A 21035-nucleotide genomic window follows, 5' to 3' on the forward strand; every position below is an offset into this window, starting at 1 on the left:
TCAGTTGAGTTCCTCCCTTGCAAGCTTCAGGGCCTTGAAGAGCCCCTTTGCCTTGTTGACCGTCTCGTCGAACTCGCGGGCCGGGTCCGAGTCGGCCACTATGCCGGCGCCGGCCTGCACGTAAAGCTTTCCCCCGCTGACCACCATGGTCCTTATGGCGATGCAGACGTCGAGGTCGCCGTCGAAGCCTATGTAGCCCACCGAACCGCCGTAGACGCCGCGGCGCGTGGGCTCGAGCTCCTCTATTATCTCCATGGCCCTCACCTTCGGAGCCCCGGAGAGCGTGCCAGCCGGGAAACACGAGCGCAGCACGTCGAAGCCGTCGAGATCGGCCCTCTTTTTGCCGCGCACATTCGAGACGATGTGCATGACATGCGAGTAACGTTCCACCGTCATGAACTCGTCCACCCGCACCGAGCCCGGCTCGGCCACCCTGCCCACGTCGTTGCGTCCGAGGTCGACGAGCATTATGTGTTCGGCCCGTTCCTTGGGGTCGGCCACGAGCTCGCGCTCGAGCTCCCTGTCCCGCGCCTCGTCGCGCCCCCTCGGCCGCGTGCCCGCTATGGGCCTTACGGTGATGTCGTCGCCGTCGAGACGCACCAGTATCTCGGGAGACGATCCCACGAGCGTCACTCCGCTCTGGCGCATGAAGAACATGTAGGGCGAGGGGTTCACGACCCGCAGAGCGCGGTAGACGTCGAAGGGCTCCACGTCCAGCGGCGTTTCGAAGCGCTGGGAGATGACGGCCTGGATGATGTCGCCGCTTCGTATGTAACGCTTGGTCTTCTCCACGGCCTCGATGAAGTCCTCTTTTTCGAAGTTGGAGGTGACGGCGCCGCCAGGGCCCGCCGGGGCCGGCTCCCTCGTCCGCCCCTCGCGCAGCCTGCGCCTCAGGGCCTCGAGCTTTTCCACGGCCGCGGCGTAGACCTCGTCGGCGTCGCCGTCGGCGGTGAAGGCGTTGCAGATGAGCTTTATGCGCTGCTCCACGTTGTCGAAGACGAGCAGCGTATCGGTCACCATGAAGCTGAGATCGTAGATATCGAGGTCCCGCCTGGCGAGCTCGGGCAGACGCTCTATGTGGCGCACCACGTCGTAGCCCACGTAGCCGACGGCACCGCCGTGAAAGCGCGGAAGCCCCTCCACCGCAGCGGGACGGAAACGGCGCAGAAAGCGTCTCAGTATATCCAGCGGGTCGCCCCGCTCGGTCGTCGTCGAGCCGCTTGCGCTTATCTCCACCACGCCGTCCCTGCCGCGCACCACGGCCCTGGCCGAGGCGCCGAGCACGCTGTAGCGGCCCCACTTCTCGCCGCCCTCCACGCTCTCGAGCAGAAAGGCCCCGCCGCCGTCGTCTATCTTCATGAAGGCCGTAACCGGCGTCTCCGTGTCGGCCAGGATGTCGGTATGGACCGGCACCACGTCGGCCCGCGCGGCCAGGGCCCGGAAGTCCTGGAGGGAGGGGAAATAGCGTGGTTTTTTCATAAGGTACATAGGGTATCACACGAAAATCGAGGTAGTCAACAGCAATGAGGGGCGGCGGGCGAGGTTGCGGGGGCCTTGCAAGAGGACGGGCCCTGTCGTATGATGGGAACGCCGCACAGCCGCGCAAGCCGGGAGCCGCCGCCATGGTCTTCTACGCCGCCGTTTCGCTCATATCGGCCTCGACGCTGCTCTTCGAGGTGGCCCTTGTGAGGACCTTCTCCATAGTGCTGTGGCATCACTTCGCCTTCATGATAGTGACCATGGCGCTGCTCGGTTACGGCGCGTCGGGCTCGCTTCTAATGGTCTTCGGGCGGCTCAGGGACGAGCGGATGCTGGCGCTCTTTCCCCTGCTCTTCGCCGCGGCGGCGCCGCTGTGCTATTTCACCGCCTCCCGCATCCCCTTCGAGCCCCACGCCCTGGCCTGGGACCCGGCCCAGCTTGCGCGCCTTGCGCTCTACTACCTCGTCCTCTCGCTCCCCTTCGTCTTCTCCGGGGGCGCCGTGGCCCTGGCCTTCACTCTTCGCGGCCGCGAGGCGGGACGCATCTACGGCGCCGACATGGCCGGGGCCGCGACCGGGCCGCTTGCGGCCGTTGCCGCCTTCCGGCTCTTCGACTGCGGCGGGGTGGTGCTCGCGGCGTCGACGGGCGGCCTGCTCTCCTCTCTGCTCATGAGCCTGGCGCTCGCGGCGCCCCGGCGGCGCACGGCTGCGGCCGCGGCGCTGGCGGCCGCCGCGGCCGCAGCCGTCCTCGCCCTGCGCCCCTCGGTCCTCGACCCTCCGCTCTCGCCCTACAAGGCCCTCTCCACGGCCCTGAGCTTCGAGGGCTCGGAACACCTCCTGCGACGGTGGAACGCCTTTTCACGGGTGGACCTCGTAAAGAGCCCGGCCGTGAGGTACGCTCCGGGGCTGAGCCTGCGCTACCTGGGGCCGCTGCCGGACCAGCTCGGCATCACCGTGGACGGCGACGACATGACGGCCGTGACGAGCCTTGCAGACCCCAAACGGCTCGCCTTCTTCGACTACCTCCCCTCGGCGCTCCCCTACAGGCTCGCGGCCCTCGACGGTCCCCTGGAGACGAAAAAAGTCTTTCTCATGGACACGGGCGGCGGGTTCGCCGTGGCCGAGGCCCTCCACCACGGCGTAAGAGAGATATACGGCGCCGAGACCAACGGCCTCGTCATCGAGGCGGCCGACGCCGCCTTCGGAGAGCGCATCTACGACAGGGCCCGCGTGAGCACCGGCCAGGCCCGCTCGGTCCTCAAGGCGACGGCCCGGGACTACGACATCATCGCAGCCGGTCCGGGCTCGGTGGCCCCGGCGGCCGCCGCCCTCGCGGCCCTGACCGAAGACTACCGGTTCACGGTCGAGGCGCTGCGCGAGTACTACGGGAAGCTGCGCGCAGGGGGGCTGCTCTCCATCACCCTCTACATGCTGCCGCCGCCGAGGGCCGAGGCGAGACTCCTGAACACCGTAATCGAGGCCGCAGGTGACGGGGAAACACCCATCGAGGAGCGGCTCATGGTCTTCAGGACTATCGAGACCCTGACGGTCGTCGTGAAGAAAGGACGCTTCGACGAGCGCGAGACGGCGGCGCTGCGCTCCTTTCTCGACGAGATGCGCTACGACGCCGTCCACTACCCCGGCATGGACCCCGGCGAGGCCAACCGCTACAACCGCTTTCCCGCGCCGCTATACCGCGACCTCGCGGCCTCGCTCCTCGACGACGGGCGAAGGGCCGAGTTCACGGAACGCTACCTCTTCGACATCAGCCCCGCCACCGACGAGCGTCCCTTCTTCGGCCACTTCTTCAGGCTCTCCAGGCTCGGCGAGGTGGTGCGCAGCGTGGGCGGGCGCTGGCAGATACTGCTCGAGGGCGGATACCTCGTGCCCGTCGTCTTCGTCCAGGCCGCCGCGCTCTCGCTCGCCCTCGTGGCGGCCCCGAGGCTTCTCGCCGCCACGGCCCGCGTCGAAGCGGCGCTGGCCTCGCTCCCCGCAGCCCTCGCCTACTTCTTCCTCATCGGCACGGCCTACATGTTCGTCGAGATATGGCTCATAAAAAAACTCATCCTCTTTCTCGTGCACCCGGAGTACGCCTTCAGCGTCGTGGTGAGCGCCCTTCTCGCAGGCTCCGGGGCCGGCAGCCTGCTGAGCCAGCGCATAGGGCTCGCGGCCGGAGCGGGCCGGGCGGCCGCCGTCGTCGCCGCCGTGGCCGTCGCCGTGAGCGCGGCGGCCCTCGGGCTCCCCCCGCTTCTCGACGCGCTGCTGGGCCTGCCCCTTGCGGCCCGCGTCATGGCCGCGGCGCTCGTCATCGCCCCGCCGGGCGTGCTCATGGGCATGGCGCTGCCGCTGGGCATGCGGCTTCTGGCACGGGGAGCGGAGGGGCTCATACCCTGGGCCTGGGCGGCCAACGCCGCGGCCTCGGTCATGGCGGGCCCGGCGGCCGTCATGGCGGCCAGGGCCGCCGGCTTCACGGCGGCGGCCCTGGCCGCCGCCCTCATGTATCTCGCCGCCGCGGCGATCATGGGGCGCAGGGGAGCCTTCGGGAAGGAGAGGGAGACGGACGCTCCCTGACGAGGCAGGCAAAAAAAGACCCGGACCTCACAAGGTCCGGGTCTTCCGGTCGTCACGGATGAAGGGTGTCAGAGGCTCTTGAGGTACTTGACCACCGCATCGGCGTCGGCGTCGGAGAGCTTCTGGGCCGGCATGTCGATGGGGTACTTCTTGTACTTCTTGGCAGCGCCCTTGCGGCCGTGGAGGATGACGTCCTTGATGGCGGCGGCGTCACCCTTTATGAAGTCGTTGCCCTTGAAGGCGGGGGCCATGGGCGTGCCCTTGCCGCCCTTGCCGTGGCAGGCCTGACACTTGGACTTGTAGATCTTCGCGCCGTCAGCGGCAATGGCGGCGCCGGAGAAAGCGAGACCTGCGGCTGCGACAGCTGCTATTATTGCCTTCCTCATACTCGTGACCTCCTTAAGGTAAGATTGGGTCCGAATTAGATACCATCTACCGGAAACCTTGTCAAGCCTTTTTATCGGCGCGCCCCGGCGCGGAACGGCCCCCCTTCGGCCTACAGGGCCGAATCGATTATGACGGCGCCGAAGAGCACGCCGAGATACATCATCGATATCTTGAAGTTCTTCCAGGCGACTTCGCGCGTCGGCGTCATGAGAAGCTGCACGTTCCAGAAGATGAAATAGACGCCCACGGCAACGGCGGCGGCGAGATACAGGAGGCCGTTGTAGCCGAGGAAAAATGGTATGAGAGAGGAGACGACAAGGAGCACCGTGTTTACCAGGATGTAGACGGCCGTCCTGGCATCGCCTATGACGACCGGCAGCATGGGGATGCCCGCCCTGGCGTACTCCTCGCGGTGGAAGATGGCGAAGCTCCAGAAGTGCGACGGCGTCCAGAAGAACATGACCACGGCGAGCAGAAGCGGCGGCATGCATAGCTCGGGATGGACCGAAGCTCCGCCGGCAAGTACTGCGAAGCTGCCGGCAAGCCCCCCGATGATGATGTTGAGCCAGCTCCGGCGTTTGAGCCATACGGTGTAGATGAAGGCGTAGGTAAAGGCGCCGAGCGCGAGATGGAGCGCCACCATGTAGTTGAGGGCCTTGACCGAGACGAGAAGGGAGAGGAGGAAGAGGGCGGCGGCGATGAGGAAGACCGGCGCCGAGCCTGCGAGCTCGCGCGAGGGCAGCGGCCGGCCCCGCGTCCTCTCCATCACGGTGTCTATGTCGCGGTCGAAGTAGTGGTTGAAGGCGCTCGCGCCCATGGAGGCGAGCATGGTGGCCACGACGAGAAAGAACATCGTGCTCGCCGAGAAATCGCCGCTCTGGGCCGCCACGAAGCCCACAACGGCGCTGAAGGTGATGAGACCGCAGATGCGTATCTTGAAGAGCGGAAGGTACTTTGCTATCGCCACCGGAGACCTCCTTGTAAGGAAGTTCTGATCTCTTCCACCGGGGAAACCGTGGGGCCGAGCCCCTTCTGCAGAAGGCTTCCCCCGCGACAATCAGTCAGAGACCGGCATTGCCGGGAGCGGTTTCAGCGACGAGGCAATGGCTGCCCGGTTCATTCCACAGGCGGGCCTGCTCCGCTGCGGAGCGGCCCCCGGCCCGCAATGAGCTCGTTTCGAGTCTTTCCGCACCACGGCGGAATAGAGGGCGCCGGGGCTTCCTCAGGGCCCCTGCCGGCCCGCGAGCCACCACCGCTCGCCCGCGCTCTCCTGTCCGCCGGCGGCCGGGACGCGCCTGAGCATGGAGATCGCGGCGTTGAGCACGAAGGTGATGCCGCCCGCGATGGCCACCAGGCCGCCCAGCCCCATTATGCTCATGCCCACGTACTTCCACGTGGTGTCGAGATTCTGGGCCGCGCCGTAGGTCTTGCGCGCCACTCCGTGGGAGCCCGCTATCCAGAGCCCCCCGGCGAAGAGTATTATGCCCAGGCTGTAGAGGTAGGGCTGGACCCTTGCCAGTCTTGTACTATAAACGGCCCTGTCGAGTAAAGGCAAAATTTCGTAGAAGAGGCCCATGAAGGCGATGGTCACGGCGCCGATGGTGCAGTGGTAATGGGCCGGTATCATGGTGTTGACGCCCTTCATGGTGGCCGCTATGGCGCCGCCCACGCCGAAGACGGCCATGGAGAGCACGAGCGACGAAAAGGCCGGGTCTCTCCATGGCAGCCCCTTCCCCTCGAAGCGCGTGCCCCTCTTCGAGACGAGAAGGAAGATGATCAGCACGGCGAATACGGAGGTGGACGGCCCGAGTCCCCACTTGAGCGTTGTAAAGCTCTCCTTGTAGGCCTGGGTGGCCGTGTCATGAAAGTAGTAGATGAAGGGCGCCGTCAGCGCGATGGCCACGTAGAGCGCGAACAGGGCCTTGGCCGTCCTCTCTCCCACGGCGCTCGTGCCCATGGTTATGGTCGTCAGCATGAGCCAGACGGTGACCATGGATATGGTGTTCGTATACTGGAGGACGTGGCCTCCGCCCCAGACGAAGCGGTCGAAGTCGAAAAAGGCCTTCTCCGTTGCGAAGTGGTTGTAGCCCGAGAGGCCGAAGCATATGAAGGCAATGAGGGCGCAGAGGGCGGCGGCCGCCATGCCGAAGGTCGCGGCGGGGAGCGCAGCGCCTTCTCTGCGGGCTTTGATGACGGTGAGCAGGGTGTTGACCACGTTGAGAAGGATTCCGGCCGCAAAGAGCGCAAGCCCCGTGTAGAACCAGGGGTGGAGGAGGAAGGGCACGTAGTTGGCCAGTTCGGCGTAACCGAGGCCCGATAGCGCCGTTACGACTATGAGCGCCGTGCCGCCCGCGGCCAGTCCCAGGGCGACCCGGCAGAGCAGGGGACTGAACATGGCCGTATCGGTGAAGATCGTGGAGGTGAAGACCCACAAGAAGCCCTCGAAGGCGAGGAACCATATGATGAAGGCCATGACCACGTGGCCCACCAGCGCAACGTATATGTAGTCGGAGCCCAGCGGCAAGAGGTCCTCTATGACCGGCGTCCTGGCAAGGGCCACCATGAGGGCGAATATGCCGGCGAACACGAGGGCCAGGACGGCGAAGAGCAGCCAGCCGTAGGCGAGCCGAAGCGAAGGTGCTGTTACGGGCGAGGCGGCGCCCCGCTGCAATGGTCTTTCCATGCGAACCCTGTCGTTGCGTGTCGTTTCCCCGAAGATAGCGGGAGATGATTCATGAAAAGGTACCAGAGGCGCGGCGCTAAATCAAGGCAAAAAAGCAGGGGGAGGGGGATGAGAGAGGATGGGGAAGGACGAACGCCGCTTGCCGGAAGGCCGAAAAGAGGGGGCGCACAACAAGAGTACCGGAGCCGAGAGTAAGTTGCGACCGCTGATCGAGGGGGCGCGGCCTTCACCTTCAGGGTATGGGTAACCACACCGGACCAAATCATGTAATGTAAAAATGGTTTGCTCATGATACGTTGCACTGAGTGTTCTTATAGCCGTGCATGGCAACTTTCCGACGGACGCTTTAAGTGTCGTCGTTGCGGCACATGTCTTTTTATGGCATAAGCTTAACGAAGTCTGCATAAGCTGTTCGCAGTTTGGCCACGAACCTGTTTCTTTCTTGAACCTTGAGATGCCTGCATTTGACAGCTGTCTTCTTTTCGTAGGGATGAGAAACAGGTAAATGGTTCCGACGCATGTTCATTTCCCGGAAGCAATCCGCCACGGTAGGACATTCCTTAGAAAATGGACCTGACGCGTCCAGCATGACCCCGAAATCCACAAGTTGACCTTTTCGATCGATAGTCTTGCACGCACCTGGGTGCCCAGTTCTATTTAAATGTCGTTGTAATGCAAGGAACACAGCATGGTTGAACGAATTCTGGCAAGCCAGCCAGAATGATCTCCCACCATCAAAGGCGGCCTCAGCTTGCTTGAGTAGGCCAAGAGCATGCACATATTCAGACCCCAATAGGCTATGCCATGACTTACTTCGATGTACTTTGTATCTTGATTCGAGAATCTCTGCAATCGGGTCCACCTGTCTTCCACGAGTTTGTATCACTCCCAATTCACAGAGGGTATTACATACTTGGGAAGGCAGACCGTCTTTCTTCAATCCAAAGACATCAAGGGTCAACTTGCGTTCATGAAGTCTCGAACAGATGGATAGACCCGGTTCGAAACTAGAGCGTCGCAGATAATATTCAGCCGCTTCGCCTTTCGAGAAAGCCCCAACGGGAAGCACCGGAGCCAGTAGTGATTGTAAGATCGGCGACTGGAATTTGAGAAACCGGCTATGCTTCTTTCCCCCCACTTCCTCTGAAACACAAAGGAAGTGGCAAGCTCCCCATTTTTCCATCAGGTTTTCGCCCGAGCCCTGTTTCGCAATGGCAATCGCCTTAGTCGTAAGTGCTCTGATCGCCCTGCGTCCCAGAGTTGTCGGTATCCGACGGTAACGGGCGAGTATATGCCAAGCTTCACCACGCACGTACGGGTACGGGTTGCTCTTCACCAAATCTAGGCACAAACGCTCTATCGGCTTTCGATAGCCGAACTGACCGAGGTAGGTGAAGAATGCATCCGCATGTTCTGGGTGACGCGGAATCAACTTCAGAACAAGCTGTAACAAGTTTGTGTCTGGCTCTGCGCGGAAAAGCACATACCGCAGCCGTGTCTTGTCCTCCACTTTATAGGGCTTCCCACCTATAGCAGAAAAAAACCAACGACGTGCACGGCTCCTGGTCAACTTCTCAGTCCCGGCTTCGTGCTGTGGGTCCGAAATACTGGGCAGCATACCCATAGCTTCATCGATTTTCTGGGCGCGCTTGATAGCGAACTTGCCCGTTTGTGGGATCAATCCTCTTTCTCTACAACACTTTTCGAGTTCGATGACGTTCTCCCTTATCTCATCTTCTGACGCTGCAAAGAGTCTCACATCATCCACGTAGCGCATATATCCGCGACGCTTACGCAGGGCAAGGTCAATAGGTAGAAGGAAGCATTCGGCAAGGAAATCAGAAGCAATTGGTCCTTGGGGAATGCCATGCCCATGACCTGATGATGCTTTATTTGAGCTCCATGTACGGAGACAAGTGAGAATCAATTTAGTATCGTCGCTCGTTAAACTTAAACGTGGATAAATGGTTTTAAGTAGCAATTCATGGGAGATAGTATCGTAGAATGCAGCTAAGTCGAAATCTGCGACCCATCGAAGCCTGGCCTTATAGTTCTTTCGGATTTTACGCTGAAAAGCCCTGTAAGTATCCTGCCACCTTCGAAAAAAGAAGATGCTGTCGGGCTTCTGGAGGATATTGCTGAAGATAACCTGGAACTGCAACGGAGCCCGTTTTGACTGTAATCGCTTAGCTGCAAGGTTGGCAAACGCCTGAAGAACAATCTGGTCTTCAATGTGGAGCAGCGCCAGTGGGCGGTGAAGTCCCGATGGTTTCGGAATGTATATTCGTTCAGGGTGCCGCGGCCTGAATGTTCCCCCTATGAGACGCTGTCGAAGATCTTTAATATTGTCATCCAACGCTACTTCGTAAGCGTAGTAAAGACTTCGGAAAAACCGTTTATACTGTTGGTTACCGCCAGTGGTGATGCGACGCCAAGCCAATATGAGATTTGGGCGACTCGCAAGTTGGCTCAGTTTCAACGAAACCTCCTACTACCATTATGTCCCTCACCGCCTCATATAGTTTCCGTATAGAAAGACGAATGAGATGCACTACACATCCCTGACAGACTTTTCGTCAGTGAAGGCTCTTAAATATTATACCATTGTATTTCCTCAACTATATCGGGCGCAAAGACCTCATATGCATTGATATAGGTCGGCGGCATCAGGCGATTTTGACCTCCAGCCGTTTTCCTAATGCCGAGGCGACCCGCTCCAGGGTTGAGAGCTTGATATCCTCGGCGTGGTTCTCTATCCGCGAGATAGCGCTCTTCTTGGGATGAAGCCTGCGTGCGAGTTCTTCCTGTGTTAGTCCAGCCTCCTCGCGTGCCTGCCTGAGCACAACGCCGATCTTGAACTGCTCGTATCCCTCGTCATAACCCTAAACCTACTAAAGTCTTCGCCTAAAGGCGAGGGATTTTCTCCCATTCCCCGAAAGGGACATTAATTACCCTGAGGGAACTTTTTTGTAAAAGTGTCACAGACCCCCGGTTCCCGCAGATTCCCTCCAAAAACTTTTAATGCAAGTTGGTTTCCCCCAGGGTAATCAAAGGCCTAAGGGGCCTGGCGTCTCATCTCCGCCCCCGCTCCCCTTCACAAACAGCAAGGCCGGGGCGGCGGCGTCTTGCTCAAGGAACCTACCGGTCTGGACTATTATCTCCGTCGCCGTGGCCTTGTCCTTGAATATGAGCGCCCTCTTGACGTTGACCTTCATCTTGGTGGTGGCGGCCGTTATCTTCTCGAAGTCGATGTAGATGGTGAGCTTCGAGGTCTCGGCCTTCACCTCCACGTTCGAGTCCTCGACCTTGCGCCAGACCTCGACGATGCCCATCTTGCGCAGGGCCTTGCGGTTGGCGGCCTCCACCTTCTCGATTGGATAGCTGAAGGTCTTGTAGGCGACGTTGGTGACGGTGTAGGCTATGCCGCCGCCGGCGCCGCTCACGAGAACCGGCAGGGCGAGAGGGAGCATGCCCGGCAGGGCGGTGCATCCGCCGAGCGCCGGGAAGACGGCGAGAACGACAAGGGGCAGGAGAATTCTTTTTCTCGGCATGGACGCCACGGACCGGACCCTGAGATTGACACGAAGACGGGCGGCGGCGCACGAAGACGCCGCACTCTCTATGGAAACTATGATTAATTACCCTGAGGGAACCTTTTTGTAAAAAGGTTCCCTCAGACTCCCTCCAAAAACTTTTAACGCGAGTTGGTTTCCCCCTGTTTTGCCTGGCAAAACAGGGGGAAACCAACTCGTATTAAAAGTCTTTGAAGGGGGTCTGGGGGAAACTTTCTACAGAAAGGTTCCCCCAGTGTAATAAATCAGAGCTTCCCTATATTAAAGCAGAAGTCTCACCGGAAGTCCACGGTTTTCCCCGGCCTTGCCGCCCTCCCCGCGGACAAGGGCGGCGTATATGACCGATGTCATTTATTCCGCCTTGAAAAAGAGGCATAATTCCCATATAATCTTACGATAATCAACTTCATTGGAGGTATACGGACATGTTGAAGGAACGGGTGGAAGAGGCCCTCAACGGCATCAGGCCGGCCCTGCAGGCCGACGGCGGCGACGTGAGCCTCGTGGACATAAACGAGGCCGAAGGCATCGTCAGGGTTCAGCTCCAGGGCGCGTGCGCCGGCTGTCCCAGCGCGCAGATAACCCTGGCCATGGGTGTTGAGAGGGCGATCAAGGAGAAGGTCCCGGAAGTAAAACAGGTTCTCTCCGTCTGAAGAGACCTTCCGCCGGGCGTCTTGCCGGGGCCTGCGCAGCCGCATCGACCGCGCAGGCCCCGGCGGGCGACGGCGCCGATTCCGCGCTCAGCGCGGCCGCCCAGGTCACCCGATACTCCTCGTCACCCTCCGGAAGTCGACAGAAAGAGAGGACCGGCCGGTGCGTCCGGTCCCGGCGGTGTACCATGGCTTACGAAATACTCCAATCCTGCATCGAATGCGGCGTATGTCTGCCCGAGTGTCCCGAAGGGGCGATCTCCGAGGGGAGTCCCTACGTGATCGACCCCAAGTTCTGCACCGAGTGCGGCGCCTGCGCCGAGGTCTGTCCGGTCGAGGCCTGCGTGCCGGCCGGCACCGACCGGCGCCGGGCCTCCAACAAGTAGGCCCCCTGTCGCTCCGAGGCGCAAAAAAGCATTTTCCCCAAGGAGGTCCCCTCAGATGAGCAAGGTTACGGTCTGGTTCATAAAGAGCGCCATGGTATACCTGCTGCTCGCCGTACTGCTCGGCATCCACATGTCCATGGCCGGCCCAGGCTATCCCTGGATGCAGATCCACGCCCACTTCAACCTGCTGGGCTGGATGTCGATGATGATATTCGGAGTGGGCTACCACATACTGCCCCGCTTCAGCGGCCAGCCGCTCTGGAGCGTGAGGCTCAGCGAACTCCACCTCTGGCTCGCCAACGCGGGCCTTCTGGGTATGGCGGCCGGCTGGTTCGTCCTCTCGGCGGGAGGGGGAAAGATGCTCCTCTTCTTCTTCTCCACCGTCGAGGCCGTCTCGGTGGCGCTCTTCGTGGTGAACATGTTCAAGACCATAAGGGCCATGCCCGCGCCTCCCATGCCGCCCAAGCCCTGAGCACGGTCACAGACCCCGGCGCATCGCCCAGGCGGCCGGAAAACACAACATGCCGAACCAAGGAGGTATACGATAAGATGGCGGAAGCGAAGATAACCAAGGAGATGAGCATCGGCGACGTGATGGAGAAGTACCCGGTGACGGAAAAGGTCTTCATAAAGTACTTCGGCAACGGCTGCTTCACCTGTCCCGGCGCCAAGATGGAGAACATCGCCTTCGGAGCCACCATGCACGGCGTGGACGCCGACACGGTGGTCAAGGAGCTCAACGAGGCCGTGGAGGAGGGCGAGTAACCCCATGGCGAAGATATCGAAGGACGTGGTCGTAAACGACGCCATAAAGCTCTATCCAAAGACCATAAGCGTCTTCACGAGATACAACATCGACTCCTGCTGCGGCGGAGCCGTGTCGATAGAAGAGGCGGCAAGGCGCGACGGCGCGCCGCTCGACGAGCTGCTCCGGGAGCTCAACGAAGCCGCCGAGGGCTAAGCAAGCTTACCTTTCTGAGGGAACCTTTTTGTAAAAAGGTTCCCTCAGACTCCCTCCAAAGACTTTCAATGCGACTTGGTTTTCCCCTGTTTTGCCAGGCAAAACAGGGGAAAACCAAGTCGCATTGAAAGTCTTTGAAGGGGGTCTGGGGGAAACGTGGGCCTGTGGCCCTTCTACAGAAAGTTTCCCCCAGGGTAATCAAATCCCTCCGGGGCTTTCGGCGCCGCCGCAGGTGCCGAAAGCTACCGAAGAGGTTTTAAGGAGGTCGATTGAAGTGTCCGCTCCGGCTGTAAACGAAGAGGCCGTGCTCAAGGCCCTGGGTACCGTCATGGACCCGGAGCTCGGCAAGGATCTCGTCACTCTGGGAATGATAAAGAACCTCAAGGTCGAGGGATCGAGGGTGGCCTTCGACCTGGTGCTCACCACGCCGTCGTGTCCGCTCAAAAAGGAGCTCACCGACTCGGCGCGCTCGGCCGTCGAGGCCCTGGACGGGGTGGAGCAGGTGGATGTCAACACGACGGCCAGCGTGCCCCAGGCCAAGAACCTGCCCCAGCAGGCGCCGATCCCCAAGGTCAAGAACACCATCGCCGTGGCCAGCGGCAAGGGCGGGGTGGGCAAATCGACGGTGGCGGTGAACCTGGCGCTTGCGCTCTCGCAAAGCGGCGCAAAGGTCGGGCTCCTCGACATAGACCTGTACGGGCCGAGTCTGCCGCTCATGATGGGCATCCACGAGCCGCTCAAGGCGACACCGCAGGAGCGGCTCGTGCCGCTCGAGGCCTACGGCGTGAAGCTCATCTCCGTGGGCTTCATGCTCGACGAGGAGACACCGCTCATCTGGCGCGGGCCGCTGGTCATGCAGCTCGTAAAACAGTTCCTCACCGGTGTGGAGTGGGGCGAGCTCGACTACCTGGTCATAGACCTCCCGCCCGGCACGGGAGACGCCCAGCTCACGCTCGTGCAGACCATACCGGTCACCGGGGCCGTCATCGTGACCACCCCCCAGGACGTGGCCCTCATAGACGCCCGCCGGGCCATAAAGATGTTCGGCGAAGTGAAGGTGCCCATAATCGGCATCGTCGAGAACATGAGCTACTTCACCTGTCCCCACTGCAACGAGACGACCGAGATATTCAGCCACGGCGGGGGGCAGAAGACGAGCGACCGCTACGGCGTGCCCTTCCTCGGAAGCCTGCCGATGGACCCGGCGATCCGCGAGGGCGGCGACGCGGGAAAGCCCGTTGTCGTGGCCAGACCCGAATCGAAGGACGCCGAGATATTCATGGAGATAGCGCAGAACGTGGCGAGCAAGCTCAGTATAATGGCCCTTAGCTGAAGGCGCGGGCGCGCCGGAGGACCACGCCGCAAAGAGCGGCCCCCTGATAAAGAGGGGGCCGCTCTTTGCTTTGCGCCCCCGGCTCCAGTCCCATCGGTTTCGGCTTCGCCGGCCGACTCACGAGGCGGCGCCGACGAGCTCGGAGAGGCGCTCCACGCCGTGGCGCTCCATGTACTCCTCGACGCCCTCGAGCACCCTGACGGCGGCGGCCGGATCCACGAAGCTCGCCGTGCCGACCTGCACGGCCGCGGCGCCCGCCAGGATGAACTCCAGGGCGTCGCGGCCCGTCATGATGCCGCCTATCCCTATGACGGGCGTGCGGGCGGCGGCGGCCGCCTCCCAGACCATGCGCACCGCCACGGGACGTATGGCGGGCCCCGACAGCCCGCCGACCCTGTTGGCCAGCACGGGCCTTCGCCGCTCCACGTCTATTACCATGCCCGTAAGGGTGTTTATGAGCGATACGGCGTCGGTGCCGGCCTCCTCGACGGCGCGGACCATGAGGGCGATGTCCGTGACGTTGGGGGATAGCTTGGTTATGACGGGAAGGGTCGTGGCCCTTCTCACGGCCTCCACCACGGCGGCCGCCTCGCGGGGGTCGGTGCCGAAGACCATGCCGCCCTTCCTGACGTTGGGGCACGAGATGTTGATCTCGAGGGCGCCGACCCCGCCGGCGTCGTCGAGGATCCGGGCGACCTCGGCGTACTCGCCGCGGCTCTCGCCGAAGATGTTGGCCACCACGGCGGTGTCGAAGCGGCGAAGCTGCGGCAGTCTTTCTTCGACAAAGGCCCGGACGCCCACGTTCTGGAGTCCTATGGCGTTGAGCATGCCGCAGGGCGTTTCGACTATGCGGGGCGGCGGGTTTCCGGGACGGGGCTCGAGGGAGAGACCCTTGACGACCACGGCGCCGAGGCGGCCGAGGTCGAGGTGGCCGCTGAACTCGAGGCCGTAGCCGAATGTGCCCGAGGCGGTCATGACGGGATTTCTGAGCTCGAGGGCGCCTATGCGCACCGACATGTCTCTTTCCGGCGCAGCGTTCGTCACAGGGCCTCCCAGTCGATGAGAGAGCTTTCGAAGACGGGGCCGTCGCAGCAGACCATCAGGGGACGGAAGGCGCCGGCATGGTCCTTCTGCGCCGCCCTGACGGCGCAGCCCAGGCACACGCCCATGCCGCAGGCCATGGAGCTCTCGAGCGAGACATGACACTCCACGCCCCGTCCGGCGCAGAGACGGGCAACGGCCCTGAGCATCGCCGCGGGGCCGCAGGCGTAGACCACGCTCTCAGCCGAGACCTCTTCGGCGAGCAGGTCGGTTACAAGGCCCTTGTGACCCACGGAGCCGTCTTCCGTGGCAGTTCTGACGGTGCAGCCCCCGATGGCCCGCAACTGCTCGGCAAGCGCCGCCTCGCGGCCGGTGCGCGCGCCGAAGAGGAGCGTGCCGCCCGTGGTCCTTGCCAGGAGCTTGAAGGGCGGGATGCCTATGCCGCCCGCCACCATGACGAGCCGCCTCCCCGGCTCCACGGGCGGAAAACCGTTGCCCAGCGGGCCGAGCACGTCGATGACGTCGCCGGGGCGGAGGCGCGACATGATGGCCGTGCCGCGGCCGACGACGCGGTAGATGATCTCGATCCTCGTCCCCGTGACAAGGCCGCCGCCGAGCGCGCCTCCGGCAACGTCGGCCACACCGAAAGGCCGGCGCAGAAGGGGGTCCAGGGAGAGCGGGTCCGGTCCGTCCGAGACCCTCACCATGAGGAACTGGCCGGGCCGCACGCGCCAGGGGCTGGGGAGCTCCACGGTGAGCCCGAAGTGGCCCCTGCAGAGTTCCACGTTGTCCGTGACCGAGGCGGCGGCCGAGCGGGGACCGTCCGGGATGGTTCTGTTCATCATAACGGAGACCGACGATACTCCACGTTCTCTTTGAGCGGCGTCACGGCCGCCCTCGCTTCTCCCCTCCCCCTCCGCCCGCCCTCTCCCTCAGATCGAGCGCCATGACCAGGGCGTCCTCATCGCCGTAGTAGCGGCGCCGCACGAAGAGCTCGCGGAAGCCGAACCTGCCGTACATGCGTCTTGCCGCCCTGTTCGACCGTCTCACCTCCAGGAATACGCCGCGCACGCCGCGCTCTTCCATGAGGCCGAGGGCGTGGTCGAGCAGCCTCGAACCCAATCCCCGACGCCGGAAGTCGGGATGGACGGCTATGTTGAGAATATGGGCCTCGCCGTGGACCACCCAGAAGACGATGTATGCGGCGACGCACTCCGCCCCCGGGCCGCCGACCTTTGCGACCATACCGCAGGAGACAGGATTCTTCAGTTCGTTTTCAAAGAGGGCGCGCGACCACGGCGTGGTAAAGGAGAGCCTCTCGATGCGGAGCACATCGTCGAGGTCGTCTTCGGTCAATGGAGAGAACTTCGCTGCGGGACCGGAGGAAATGGGACTTCCCCTTCGCACTGACTTGCCGGGAGCTGCGGTTGGGGCCGCCCCCGAGACGCCGGACGGCCGCGGCGATGCGGCCGGGACGCTCAGGACGCGCCCACCTTGTTGAAGGCCGCCTTGCCCATGCCGCCTCCGTCCATGTCGATATGCGGCTCGCCCGTGAGCTTCTCGTTCACGGCGAATATGAGGTGCCAGAGGTCGAGCTTGCGGAGCTTGTAGCGCTGCTCGACCCTGAGGCCGGACTCCCTGAGGAACTGGTCCAGGCACATGTCGGAGCGCCAGCCTATGCGCCTGCACAGCGGGTCGACGATCTTCTCGAACTTCTCGACCATCTTGTTCTTGCTCTTGAAGTGGTTGACTATGACCACCCGGCCTCCGTTGCGGCAGACCCTGCGCACCTCGCTCATGACGCGCGCCGGGCTGGGCACCACGCTCACCACGTGGGAGATGAAGACCTTGTCGAAGGTGTCGTCGTCGAACTCGAGGTTCTGGGCGTCCATCTCCATGAGCGTGATATGGTCGAGCCCCTCCCTGCGGATCTTCTCCCTCGCCTTCTTGAGCATCTGCCGCGAGATGTCGATGCCGATGACCTCGCAGTGCCTGGGAAAGAGCGAAAGAGAGAGGCCCGTGCCCACCCCCACGTCGAGCACCCTGTCTCCCGGCTCGATGCCCATGTAGGCTATGGCGTGTTTTATCCTGGGGTAGAAGAACCTCTTGAAAAGAGGCTCGTAGACGTTGGAAAGCTTCGCGTAAATGCGTTTTACACTCTCCGGCTCCAATCCCTTCCTCCTTGACGTTTTTTACGATCCGCGGCAAAACCGTCCGAGGGGCCGCCGGTGAGGGAAAGCCCCCCCTGTCCGTTGCCATATAACATACCCCTTACGGCGGTGAATTTCAAGAGTTTTGAAGAGATTCCGAACAGGGAAGCTCTGATTTGTTCCGCCGAGGGGGCCTTTCCAACGGCAAGGTTCCCCCGCGCAGGGAACGGGGCACCCCCTACATGAGCAGCACGGCGGCGGCCACTACGGTCGTGTACTTGCCGTCGCCCTTGACGATGGCCGACTGGGTTATGTTCGTCGTCTTGACTATCTTGTCGCTTATCCTGTATATCTCCTTCTTCTCGTCCCAGCCGAGGTTCTCGTCGAGGTCGATGCCGAGCGTGCTCGCAAGCATTGCGGCGGCCAGGTCCTCGGCGTACTCGCCGGCCATGGTCTCGGTCTGTCCGAAGGCGTGGTGCTCGCTGAGGTAGCCGTAGAGTTTGCGGTCCGTGGGGATGGCGCAGCCCACGGACGCGGCCATGAGCCGGCGCGGCTCGTTGCTGCTGCACCGGCTCATGACGCTGAAGACGACCTGGCCGGGGGCGAGCTTCTTGAGCCCCTGGGCCTTCGTCACCACCTTGCATCCCGGCGGAAAGATGCTCGACACGCTGACGAGGTTGAACTTCTCGATACCCGCGTCCCGCAAAGCGAGCTCGAAGGAATGAAGCTCTTCGCGGTGGATGCCCACCCCCTTGGTGAAAAAGACTCTCTTCGGTACGAATTGCATCTGCCGTTTCCCTCCGCAAAAGGGTGTTCTTCGCCGCCAGGGGCCGCCTCCCCCACCGGCGCCGCTTAGGGAACTCTGATTTATTGCACTGAGGGAACCTTTTTGTAAAAAGGTTCCCTCAGACTCCCTCCAAAAACTTTTAATGCGAGTTGGTTTCCCCCTGTTTTGCCAAAGCAAAACAGGGGGAAACCAACTCGTATTGAAAGTCTTTGAAGGGGGTCTGGGGGAAACTTTCTACAGAAAGTTTCCCCCAGGGTAATTAATCAGAGCTTCCTATACGAAAAGATCCGGAGAGGGGTGCTCACTTCTCCGTCATGGCCGCATAGCCCATCATTTTGTAGACGAGTCTTGCGGCCGTGAAGTCGGGGGCCACGTTGCCTGGCAGGGGAGAGAGCTCCACCACGTCCATGCCGACGACCTTGCGGTGCGAGGCCACAGCCCGCAAGAGCCCGAGTACGTCGTGCCAGCCGAGCCCTCCGGGCTCTGGGGTGCCGGTGGCCGGCATGATCGACGGATCGAGGCAGTCGAGGTCGACGGTGACGCAGACCTTCTCCGAGAGGGCCGAGACGATCTCGTCGACCGGCACGCCGCCCCGCATCCCGGCGGCGTAGAAAGTCCGCACCGAGCCGTCGCCCGCGGCGGCGCGCTCGTCGAGGAAGGCCGCCTCCTCGGCCGAAAGGCTCCTTACGCCGACCTGCACGATGGGGCATATCTCGCTTATCCTGCGGGCCACGCAGGCGTGGCTGTAGGGGCTCTCTTCGAAGCGGTCGCGCATGTCGGCGTGGGCGTCGAGCTGGAGCACCGAGAGCGAGCCGTGCGCCTTGAAGAGCGCCCTGACGAGCCCCACCGTGATGCTGTGCTCGCCGCCGAGGACCACCGGTATGCTCCCCCCCTCGACGATCTCCGAGACGGCCTCCTCGACGCGCCCGGCCATGGCCTCGGGCCCGGCGGCCGTGGGCTCGAGGAAGGGGAGCGTCCTTATGCCGGCCTCGATGGGCTCGAAGCGCAGTTCCTCGTCGTAGAGCTCCATGTGGGCCGACGCCTCGAGTATGGCCCGCGGACCGCCCCGCGCCCCGCTCACATAGGAGACGGTCAGGTCGTAGGGCACGGGCAGCACGGTGAAGCGCGCGGCCCCTCCGTCGGGCCGCAGGCCCTCGGGCAGGCCGCCGAAACTTGCGACGGTGAATGAAGAACTCACTGCCAGATCCTGCTCTCCACCCGCTGGGCGCCTTCGAGGGACATGTCGGGCAGCTTGCGCTCGTAGCCGTCGAGCCGCTGGCTCAGCGCCGTGGCCAGTATGGGGAGCGCGATGGTGGCGTCGCAGTTGACGGTGACGCGGCGCGAGTCCCTCGCTATCTTGCCCCACGACTGGCTCTCCTCGAAGGTGCAGCCGCTCAGCCCGCCCCAGTGCGGGGCGTCGGAGGTGACCTGCACGGCGTACTTGTGGCCCGGCGAGTGCTTGCGCATCATGTCGGCCGTCACCTCGGTCTGCTGTATGTAGTTCTTCGGCGTGCCTCCGCCGACGAACACTATGCCGGTGGCCGGGGCGGTGGAGACTATGTGGGCCGTCTCGCGCACATCGCCTATGATGTCGAAGATCACGTTCCTGTCGTCGCCGTCGTGCATGGCCAGAGCTATCCCTATGGAGGAATCGCCGAGGGCGGGACAGTAGACGTGCACACCCGCCTTGAAGGCGGCGGTCAGGATGCCCTCCTCGCTGCCGGCGCGGCAGAGGTCCTCGCCCATGAGCCGGAAGAACTCGCGCGTCGAGTAGGGACGTCTTTCAAGGCCCGCGGCGAAGTCGTAGATGTACTTGTCCGTGTCGTTGAACTCCTCTTCCTTGGCGTAGACGTCGTACATGCGGTCCAGTCCCGCGTCCCTCAGCGCGGAGTCGTTGACGTGAGGGGTGCCCTGCCAGTGGCGGCGTCCGAGGGTCTCGTGTATGTCGTGGAAGAGGTTGGCGCCCGTTGAGACGAGGCAGTCTATGCGGCGCTTCTCTATGAGGTGGACCATGACCCGCCTCATGCCGGCCGGCACCATGGCGCCGGCAAGCCCGAAGAGCACGGTCGCCTCGGCCCTGAGCATCTCTTCCCACACATCGGCGGCCAGCGCCAGGTTCTTGCCCTGGAACGCCGTGGAGGCCATGCCCCTGAGAAGCGCCGATACGTCGTTTGAGGGGTCGATCCTCACGGGATCGACCGGCTTGTCGAGAAACCTTCGCCTCGCCTTCAAGTCGAACATGTCAGAAGTACCTCGCTCTTTCCTGGAATTCCCTGTAGTAGGCGAAGACCTTGCGGGCGTAACGCTCCGGCACCCCGGCTCCCCGCCTGATCCTGCGGGAGATGCGGCCGGGTCCGAAATTGTAGGCCGCAAGGGCCTTGAGGTCGTCGTCGTAACGCTCCCTCAGCTTGGATAGGTAGTGTATGCCGAGCCTCACGTTGAGGAACGGGTCGTACAGGGCCTCGGGACCGCTCCAGCGCAGGTCGAACTCCTTTGCCACGTAACGGCCCGTGCGGGGCCGCAACTGCATGAGGCCCCGCGCCCCCTTGCGCGAGCGCGACCAGTTGTAAAAGGTGCTCTCCGTCTTTATCACCGCTAAAACGAGCAGAGGATCGAGCCTGCGCATACTGCTCTCCTCGGCTATCACTTCGGCGAGCCTCATCTCCTCGGCCGCGCTCAGGCCGGTCCTGTGCCTGCCGAGCTCGTAGCGTATGTAGTCCACCGCCGCGCCCCCGCCGCCGGCCTCGGGCACGGAAAACGGCGGACGGAGAGCCTCGCCGGGCTCGCTCACCGCGCCGTCGACAGCGAGCATCGCCGCGAGACAGACAAACACCGTCAAAACCAAACGCCCCCTGCCCTTACGAGCCATGAACACCATCCCCAACCGTCAGTTGTTTTCCTGGGGGAAACTTTCTGTAGAAAGTTTCCCCCAGACCCCCTTCAAAGACTTTTAATTCCCTGCGGATCACCCCGATTTTGCAAGCAAAATCGGGGTGATCCGCAGGGCGTTAAAAGTTTTTGGAGGGAGTCTGAGGG

At 62.6% G+C, this 21035-nt stretch carries 22 protein-coding genes; 7 read left to right on the plus strand and 15 right to left on the minus strand.

The features are described 5' to 3' along the window. Complete coding sequence (trpE, locus tag ENJ37_01500; protein HHL39160.1) at positions 1-1479, minus strand: anthranilate synthase component I; 1479 nt, start codon at positions 1477-1479, stop codon at positions 1-3. Between the two features lie 143 nt (positions 1480-1622). On the opposite strand from trpE, the gene ENJ37_01505 reads away from it, so the two are divergent. Beyond that, entirely contained in the window at positions 1623-4049 is a 2427-nt protein-coding gene (locus ENJ37_01505) for a hypothetical protein (GenBank protein HHL39161.1), read from the plus strand. Between the two features lie 68 nt (positions 4050-4117). Here the strand turns inward: ENJ37_01505 and ENJ37_01510 are convergent, their stop codons facing one another. The 6 genes from ENJ37_01510 to ENJ37_01535 form a co-directional block, all read right to left on the minus strand. Next, positions 4118-4435, minus strand: coding sequence for a cytochrome c (locus ENJ37_01510; protein ID HHL39162.1), 318 nt, complete (start codon positions 4433-4435; stop codon positions 4118-4120). 110 nt (positions 4436-4545) lie between these two features. Next, the gene (gene cyoE / locus ENJ37_01515) at positions 4546-5493 is read right to left on the minus strand and encodes a protoheme IX farnesyltransferase (protein HHL39163.1); all 948 of its coding nucleotides are present in this window, start codon (positions 5491-5493) and stop codon (positions 4546-4548) included. Positions 5494-5658: 165 nt separating this feature from the next. Next, positions 5659-7119: a hypothetical protein gene (locus ENJ37_01520; protein HHL39164.1), complete on the minus strand. Its 1461-nt coding sequence runs from the start codon at positions 7117-7119 to the stop codon at positions 5659-5661. A 376-nt stretch (positions 7120-7495) separates the two neighbouring features. Next, positions 7496-9598, minus strand: coding sequence for a hypothetical protein (locus ENJ37_01525; protein HHL39165.1), 2103 nt, complete (start codon positions 9596-9598; stop codon positions 7496-7498). Between the two features lie 187 nt (positions 9599-9785). Further along, on the minus strand, positions 9786-9971 hold the full coding sequence (locus ENJ37_01530) for an XRE family transcriptional regulator (GenBank protein ID HHL39166.1): 186 nt from the start codon (positions 9969-9971) through the stop codon (positions 9786-9788). Positions 9972-10166: 195 nt separating this feature from the next. After that, positions 10167-10670, minus strand: a complete 504-nt coding sequence (locus tag ENJ37_01535; GenBank protein HHL39167.1) for a DUF3568 family protein — start codon at positions 10668-10670, stop codon at positions 10167-10169. A gap of 449 nt (positions 10671-11119) precedes the next feature. Here ENJ37_01535 and ENJ37_01540 point away from each other — a divergent pair, with 449 nt between their 5' ends. From ENJ37_01540 to ENJ37_01565, 6 genes are all read left to right on the plus strand, one after another. Further along, positions 11120-11344: a NifU family protein gene (locus ENJ37_01540; GenBank protein HHL39168.1), complete on the plus strand. Its 225-nt coding sequence runs from the start codon at positions 11120-11122 to the stop codon at positions 11342-11344. Positions 11345-11529: 185 nt separating this feature from the next. Next, positions 11530-11727: a 4Fe-4S dicluster domain-containing protein gene (locus ENJ37_01545; protein HHL39169.1), complete on the plus strand. Its 198-nt coding sequence runs from the start codon at positions 11530-11532 to the stop codon at positions 11725-11727. Positions 11728-11782: 55 nt separating this feature from the next. Continuing rightward, the gene (locus ENJ37_01550) at positions 11783-12199 is read left to right on the plus strand and encodes a hypothetical protein (GenBank protein HHL39170.1); all 417 of its coding nucleotides are present in this window, start codon (positions 11783-11785) and stop codon (positions 12197-12199) included. 77 nt (positions 12200-12276) lie between these two features. Further along, positions 12277-12492 (plus strand): DUF1858 domain-containing protein, encoded by a 216-nt coding sequence (locus tag ENJ37_01555; GenBank protein HHL39171.1) that lies wholly within the window; start codon positions 12277-12279, stop codon positions 12490-12492. Between the two features lie 4 nt (positions 12493-12496). Next, the gene (locus ENJ37_01560; GenBank protein ID HHL39172.1) at positions 12497-12688 is read left to right on the plus strand and encodes a hypothetical protein; all 192 of its coding nucleotides are present in this window, start codon (positions 12497-12499) and stop codon (positions 12686-12688) included. 274 nt (positions 12689-12962) lie between these two features. Next, the gene (locus tag ENJ37_01565; GenBank protein ID HHL39173.1) at positions 12963-14021 is read left to right on the plus strand and encodes an iron-sulfur cluster carrier protein ApbC; all 1059 of its coding nucleotides are present in this window, start codon (positions 12963-12965) and stop codon (positions 14019-14021) included. A gap of 117 nt (positions 14022-14138) precedes the next feature. On the opposite strand, the gene ENJ37_01570 is transcribed toward ENJ37_01565, so the two are convergent. From ENJ37_01570 to ENJ37_01605, 8 genes are all read right to left on the minus strand, one after another. Next, on the minus strand, positions 14139-15038 hold the full coding sequence (locus tag ENJ37_01570; protein ID HHL39174.1) for a dihydroorotate dehydrogenase: 900 nt from the start codon (positions 15036-15038) through the stop codon (positions 14139-14141). 23 nt (positions 15039-15061) lie between these two features. Then, on the minus strand, positions 15062-15907 hold the full coding sequence (locus tag ENJ37_01575) for a dihydroorotate dehydrogenase electron transfer subunit (GenBank protein HHL39175.1): 846 nt from the start codon (positions 15905-15907) through the stop codon (positions 15062-15064). Between the two features lie 40 nt (positions 15908-15947). Then, a complete protein-coding gene (rimI, locus tag ENJ37_01580; GenBank protein ID HHL39176.1) occupies positions 15948-16418 on the minus strand; it encodes a ribosomal-protein-alanine N-acetyltransferase in 471 nt (156 codons plus the stop codon). A gap of 122 nt (positions 16419-16540) precedes the next feature. Then, complete coding sequence (locus ENJ37_01585; GenBank protein HHL39177.1) at positions 16541-17233, minus strand: methyltransferase domain-containing protein; 693 nt, start codon at positions 17231-17233, stop codon at positions 16541-16543. Positions 17234-17450: 217 nt separating this feature from the next. Continuing rightward, positions 17451-17999: an arginine decarboxylase, pyruvoyl-dependent gene (locus ENJ37_01590; GenBank protein HHL39178.1), complete on the minus strand. Its 549-nt coding sequence runs from the start codon at positions 17997-17999 to the stop codon at positions 17451-17453. A gap of 301 nt (positions 18000-18300) precedes the next feature. Next, entirely contained in the window at positions 18301-19161 is an 861-nt protein-coding gene (gene speB, locus ENJ37_01595; GenBank protein ID HHL39179.1) for an agmatinase, read from the minus strand. Positions 19162-19193: 32 nt separating this feature from the next. Then, a complete protein-coding gene (locus ENJ37_01600; protein ID HHL39180.1) occupies positions 19194-20240 on the minus strand; it encodes a deoxyhypusine synthase in 1047 nt (348 codons plus the stop codon). Between the two features lies 1 nt (position 20241). After that, complete coding sequence (locus ENJ37_01605; protein ID HHL39181.1) at positions 20242-20877, minus strand: lytic transglycosylase domain-containing protein; 636 nt, start codon at positions 20875-20877, stop codon at positions 20242-20244. Positions 20878-21035: the final 158 nt, after the last annotated feature.

It is taken from the genome of Deltaproteobacteria bacterium (assembly GCA_011375175.1).
Taxonomy (GTDB): domain Bacteria; phylum Desulfobacterota; class GWC2-55-46; order GWC2-55-46; family DRME01; genus DRME01.

What these genes read in the sequence shown, in the direction of transcription:
- trpE (HHL39160.1), bottom strand. Translation starts at nt 1,479, where the DNA reads ATGAAAAAACCACGCTATTTCCCCTCCCTCCAGGACTTCCGGGCCCTG.
- ENJ37_01505 (HHL39161.1), top strand. Translation starts at nt 1,623, where the DNA reads ATGGTCTTCTACGCCGCCGTTTCGCTCATATCGGCCTCGACGCTGCTC.
- ENJ37_01510 (HHL39162.1), bottom strand. Translation starts at nt 4,435, where the DNA reads ATGAGGAAGGCAATAATAGCAGCTGTCGCAGCCGCAGGTCTCGCTTTC.
- ENJ37_01520 (HHL39164.1), bottom strand. Translation starts at nt 7,119, where the DNA reads ATGGAAAGACCATTGCAGCGGGGCGCCGCCTCGCCCGTAACAGCACCT.
- ENJ37_01535 (HHL39167.1), bottom strand. Translation starts at nt 10,670, where the DNA reads ATGCCGAGAAAAAGAATTCTCCTGCCCCTTGTCGTTCTCGCCGTCTTC.
- ENJ37_01545 (HHL39169.1), top strand. Translation starts at nt 11,530, where the DNA reads ATGGCTTACGAAATACTCCAATCCTGCATCGAATGCGGCGTATGTCTG.
- ENJ37_01550 (HHL39170.1), top strand. Translation starts at nt 11,783, where the DNA reads ATGAGCAAGGTTACGGTCTGGTTCATAAAGAGCGCCATGGTATACCTG.
- ENJ37_01555 (HHL39171.1), top strand. Translation starts at nt 12,277, where the DNA reads ATGGCGGAAGCGAAGATAACCAAGGAGATGAGCATCGGCGACGTGATG.
- ENJ37_01560 (HHL39172.1), top strand. Translation starts at nt 12,497, where the DNA reads ATGGCGAAGATATCGAAGGACGTGGTCGTAAACGACGCCATAAAGCTC.
- ENJ37_01570 (HHL39174.1), bottom strand. Translation starts at nt 15,038, where the DNA reads ATGTCGGTGCGCATAGGCGCCCTCGAGCTCAGAAATCCCGTCATGACC.
- ENJ37_01575 (HHL39175.1), bottom strand. Translation starts at nt 15,907, where the DNA reads ATGATGAACAGAACCATCCCGGACGGTCCCCGCTCGGCCGCCGCCTCG.
- ENJ37_01590 (HHL39178.1), bottom strand. Translation starts at nt 17,999, where the DNA reads ATGCAATTCGTACCGAAGAGAGTCTTTTTCACCAAGGGGGTGGGCATC.
- ENJ37_01600 (HHL39180.1), bottom strand. Translation starts at nt 20,240, where the DNA reads ATGTTCGACTTGAAGGCGAGGCGAAGGTTTCTCGACAAGCCGGTCGAT.
- ENJ37_01605 (HHL39181.1), bottom strand. Translation starts at nt 20,877, where the DNA reads ATGGTGTTCATGGCTCGTAAGGGCAGGGGGCGTTTGGTTTTGACGGTG.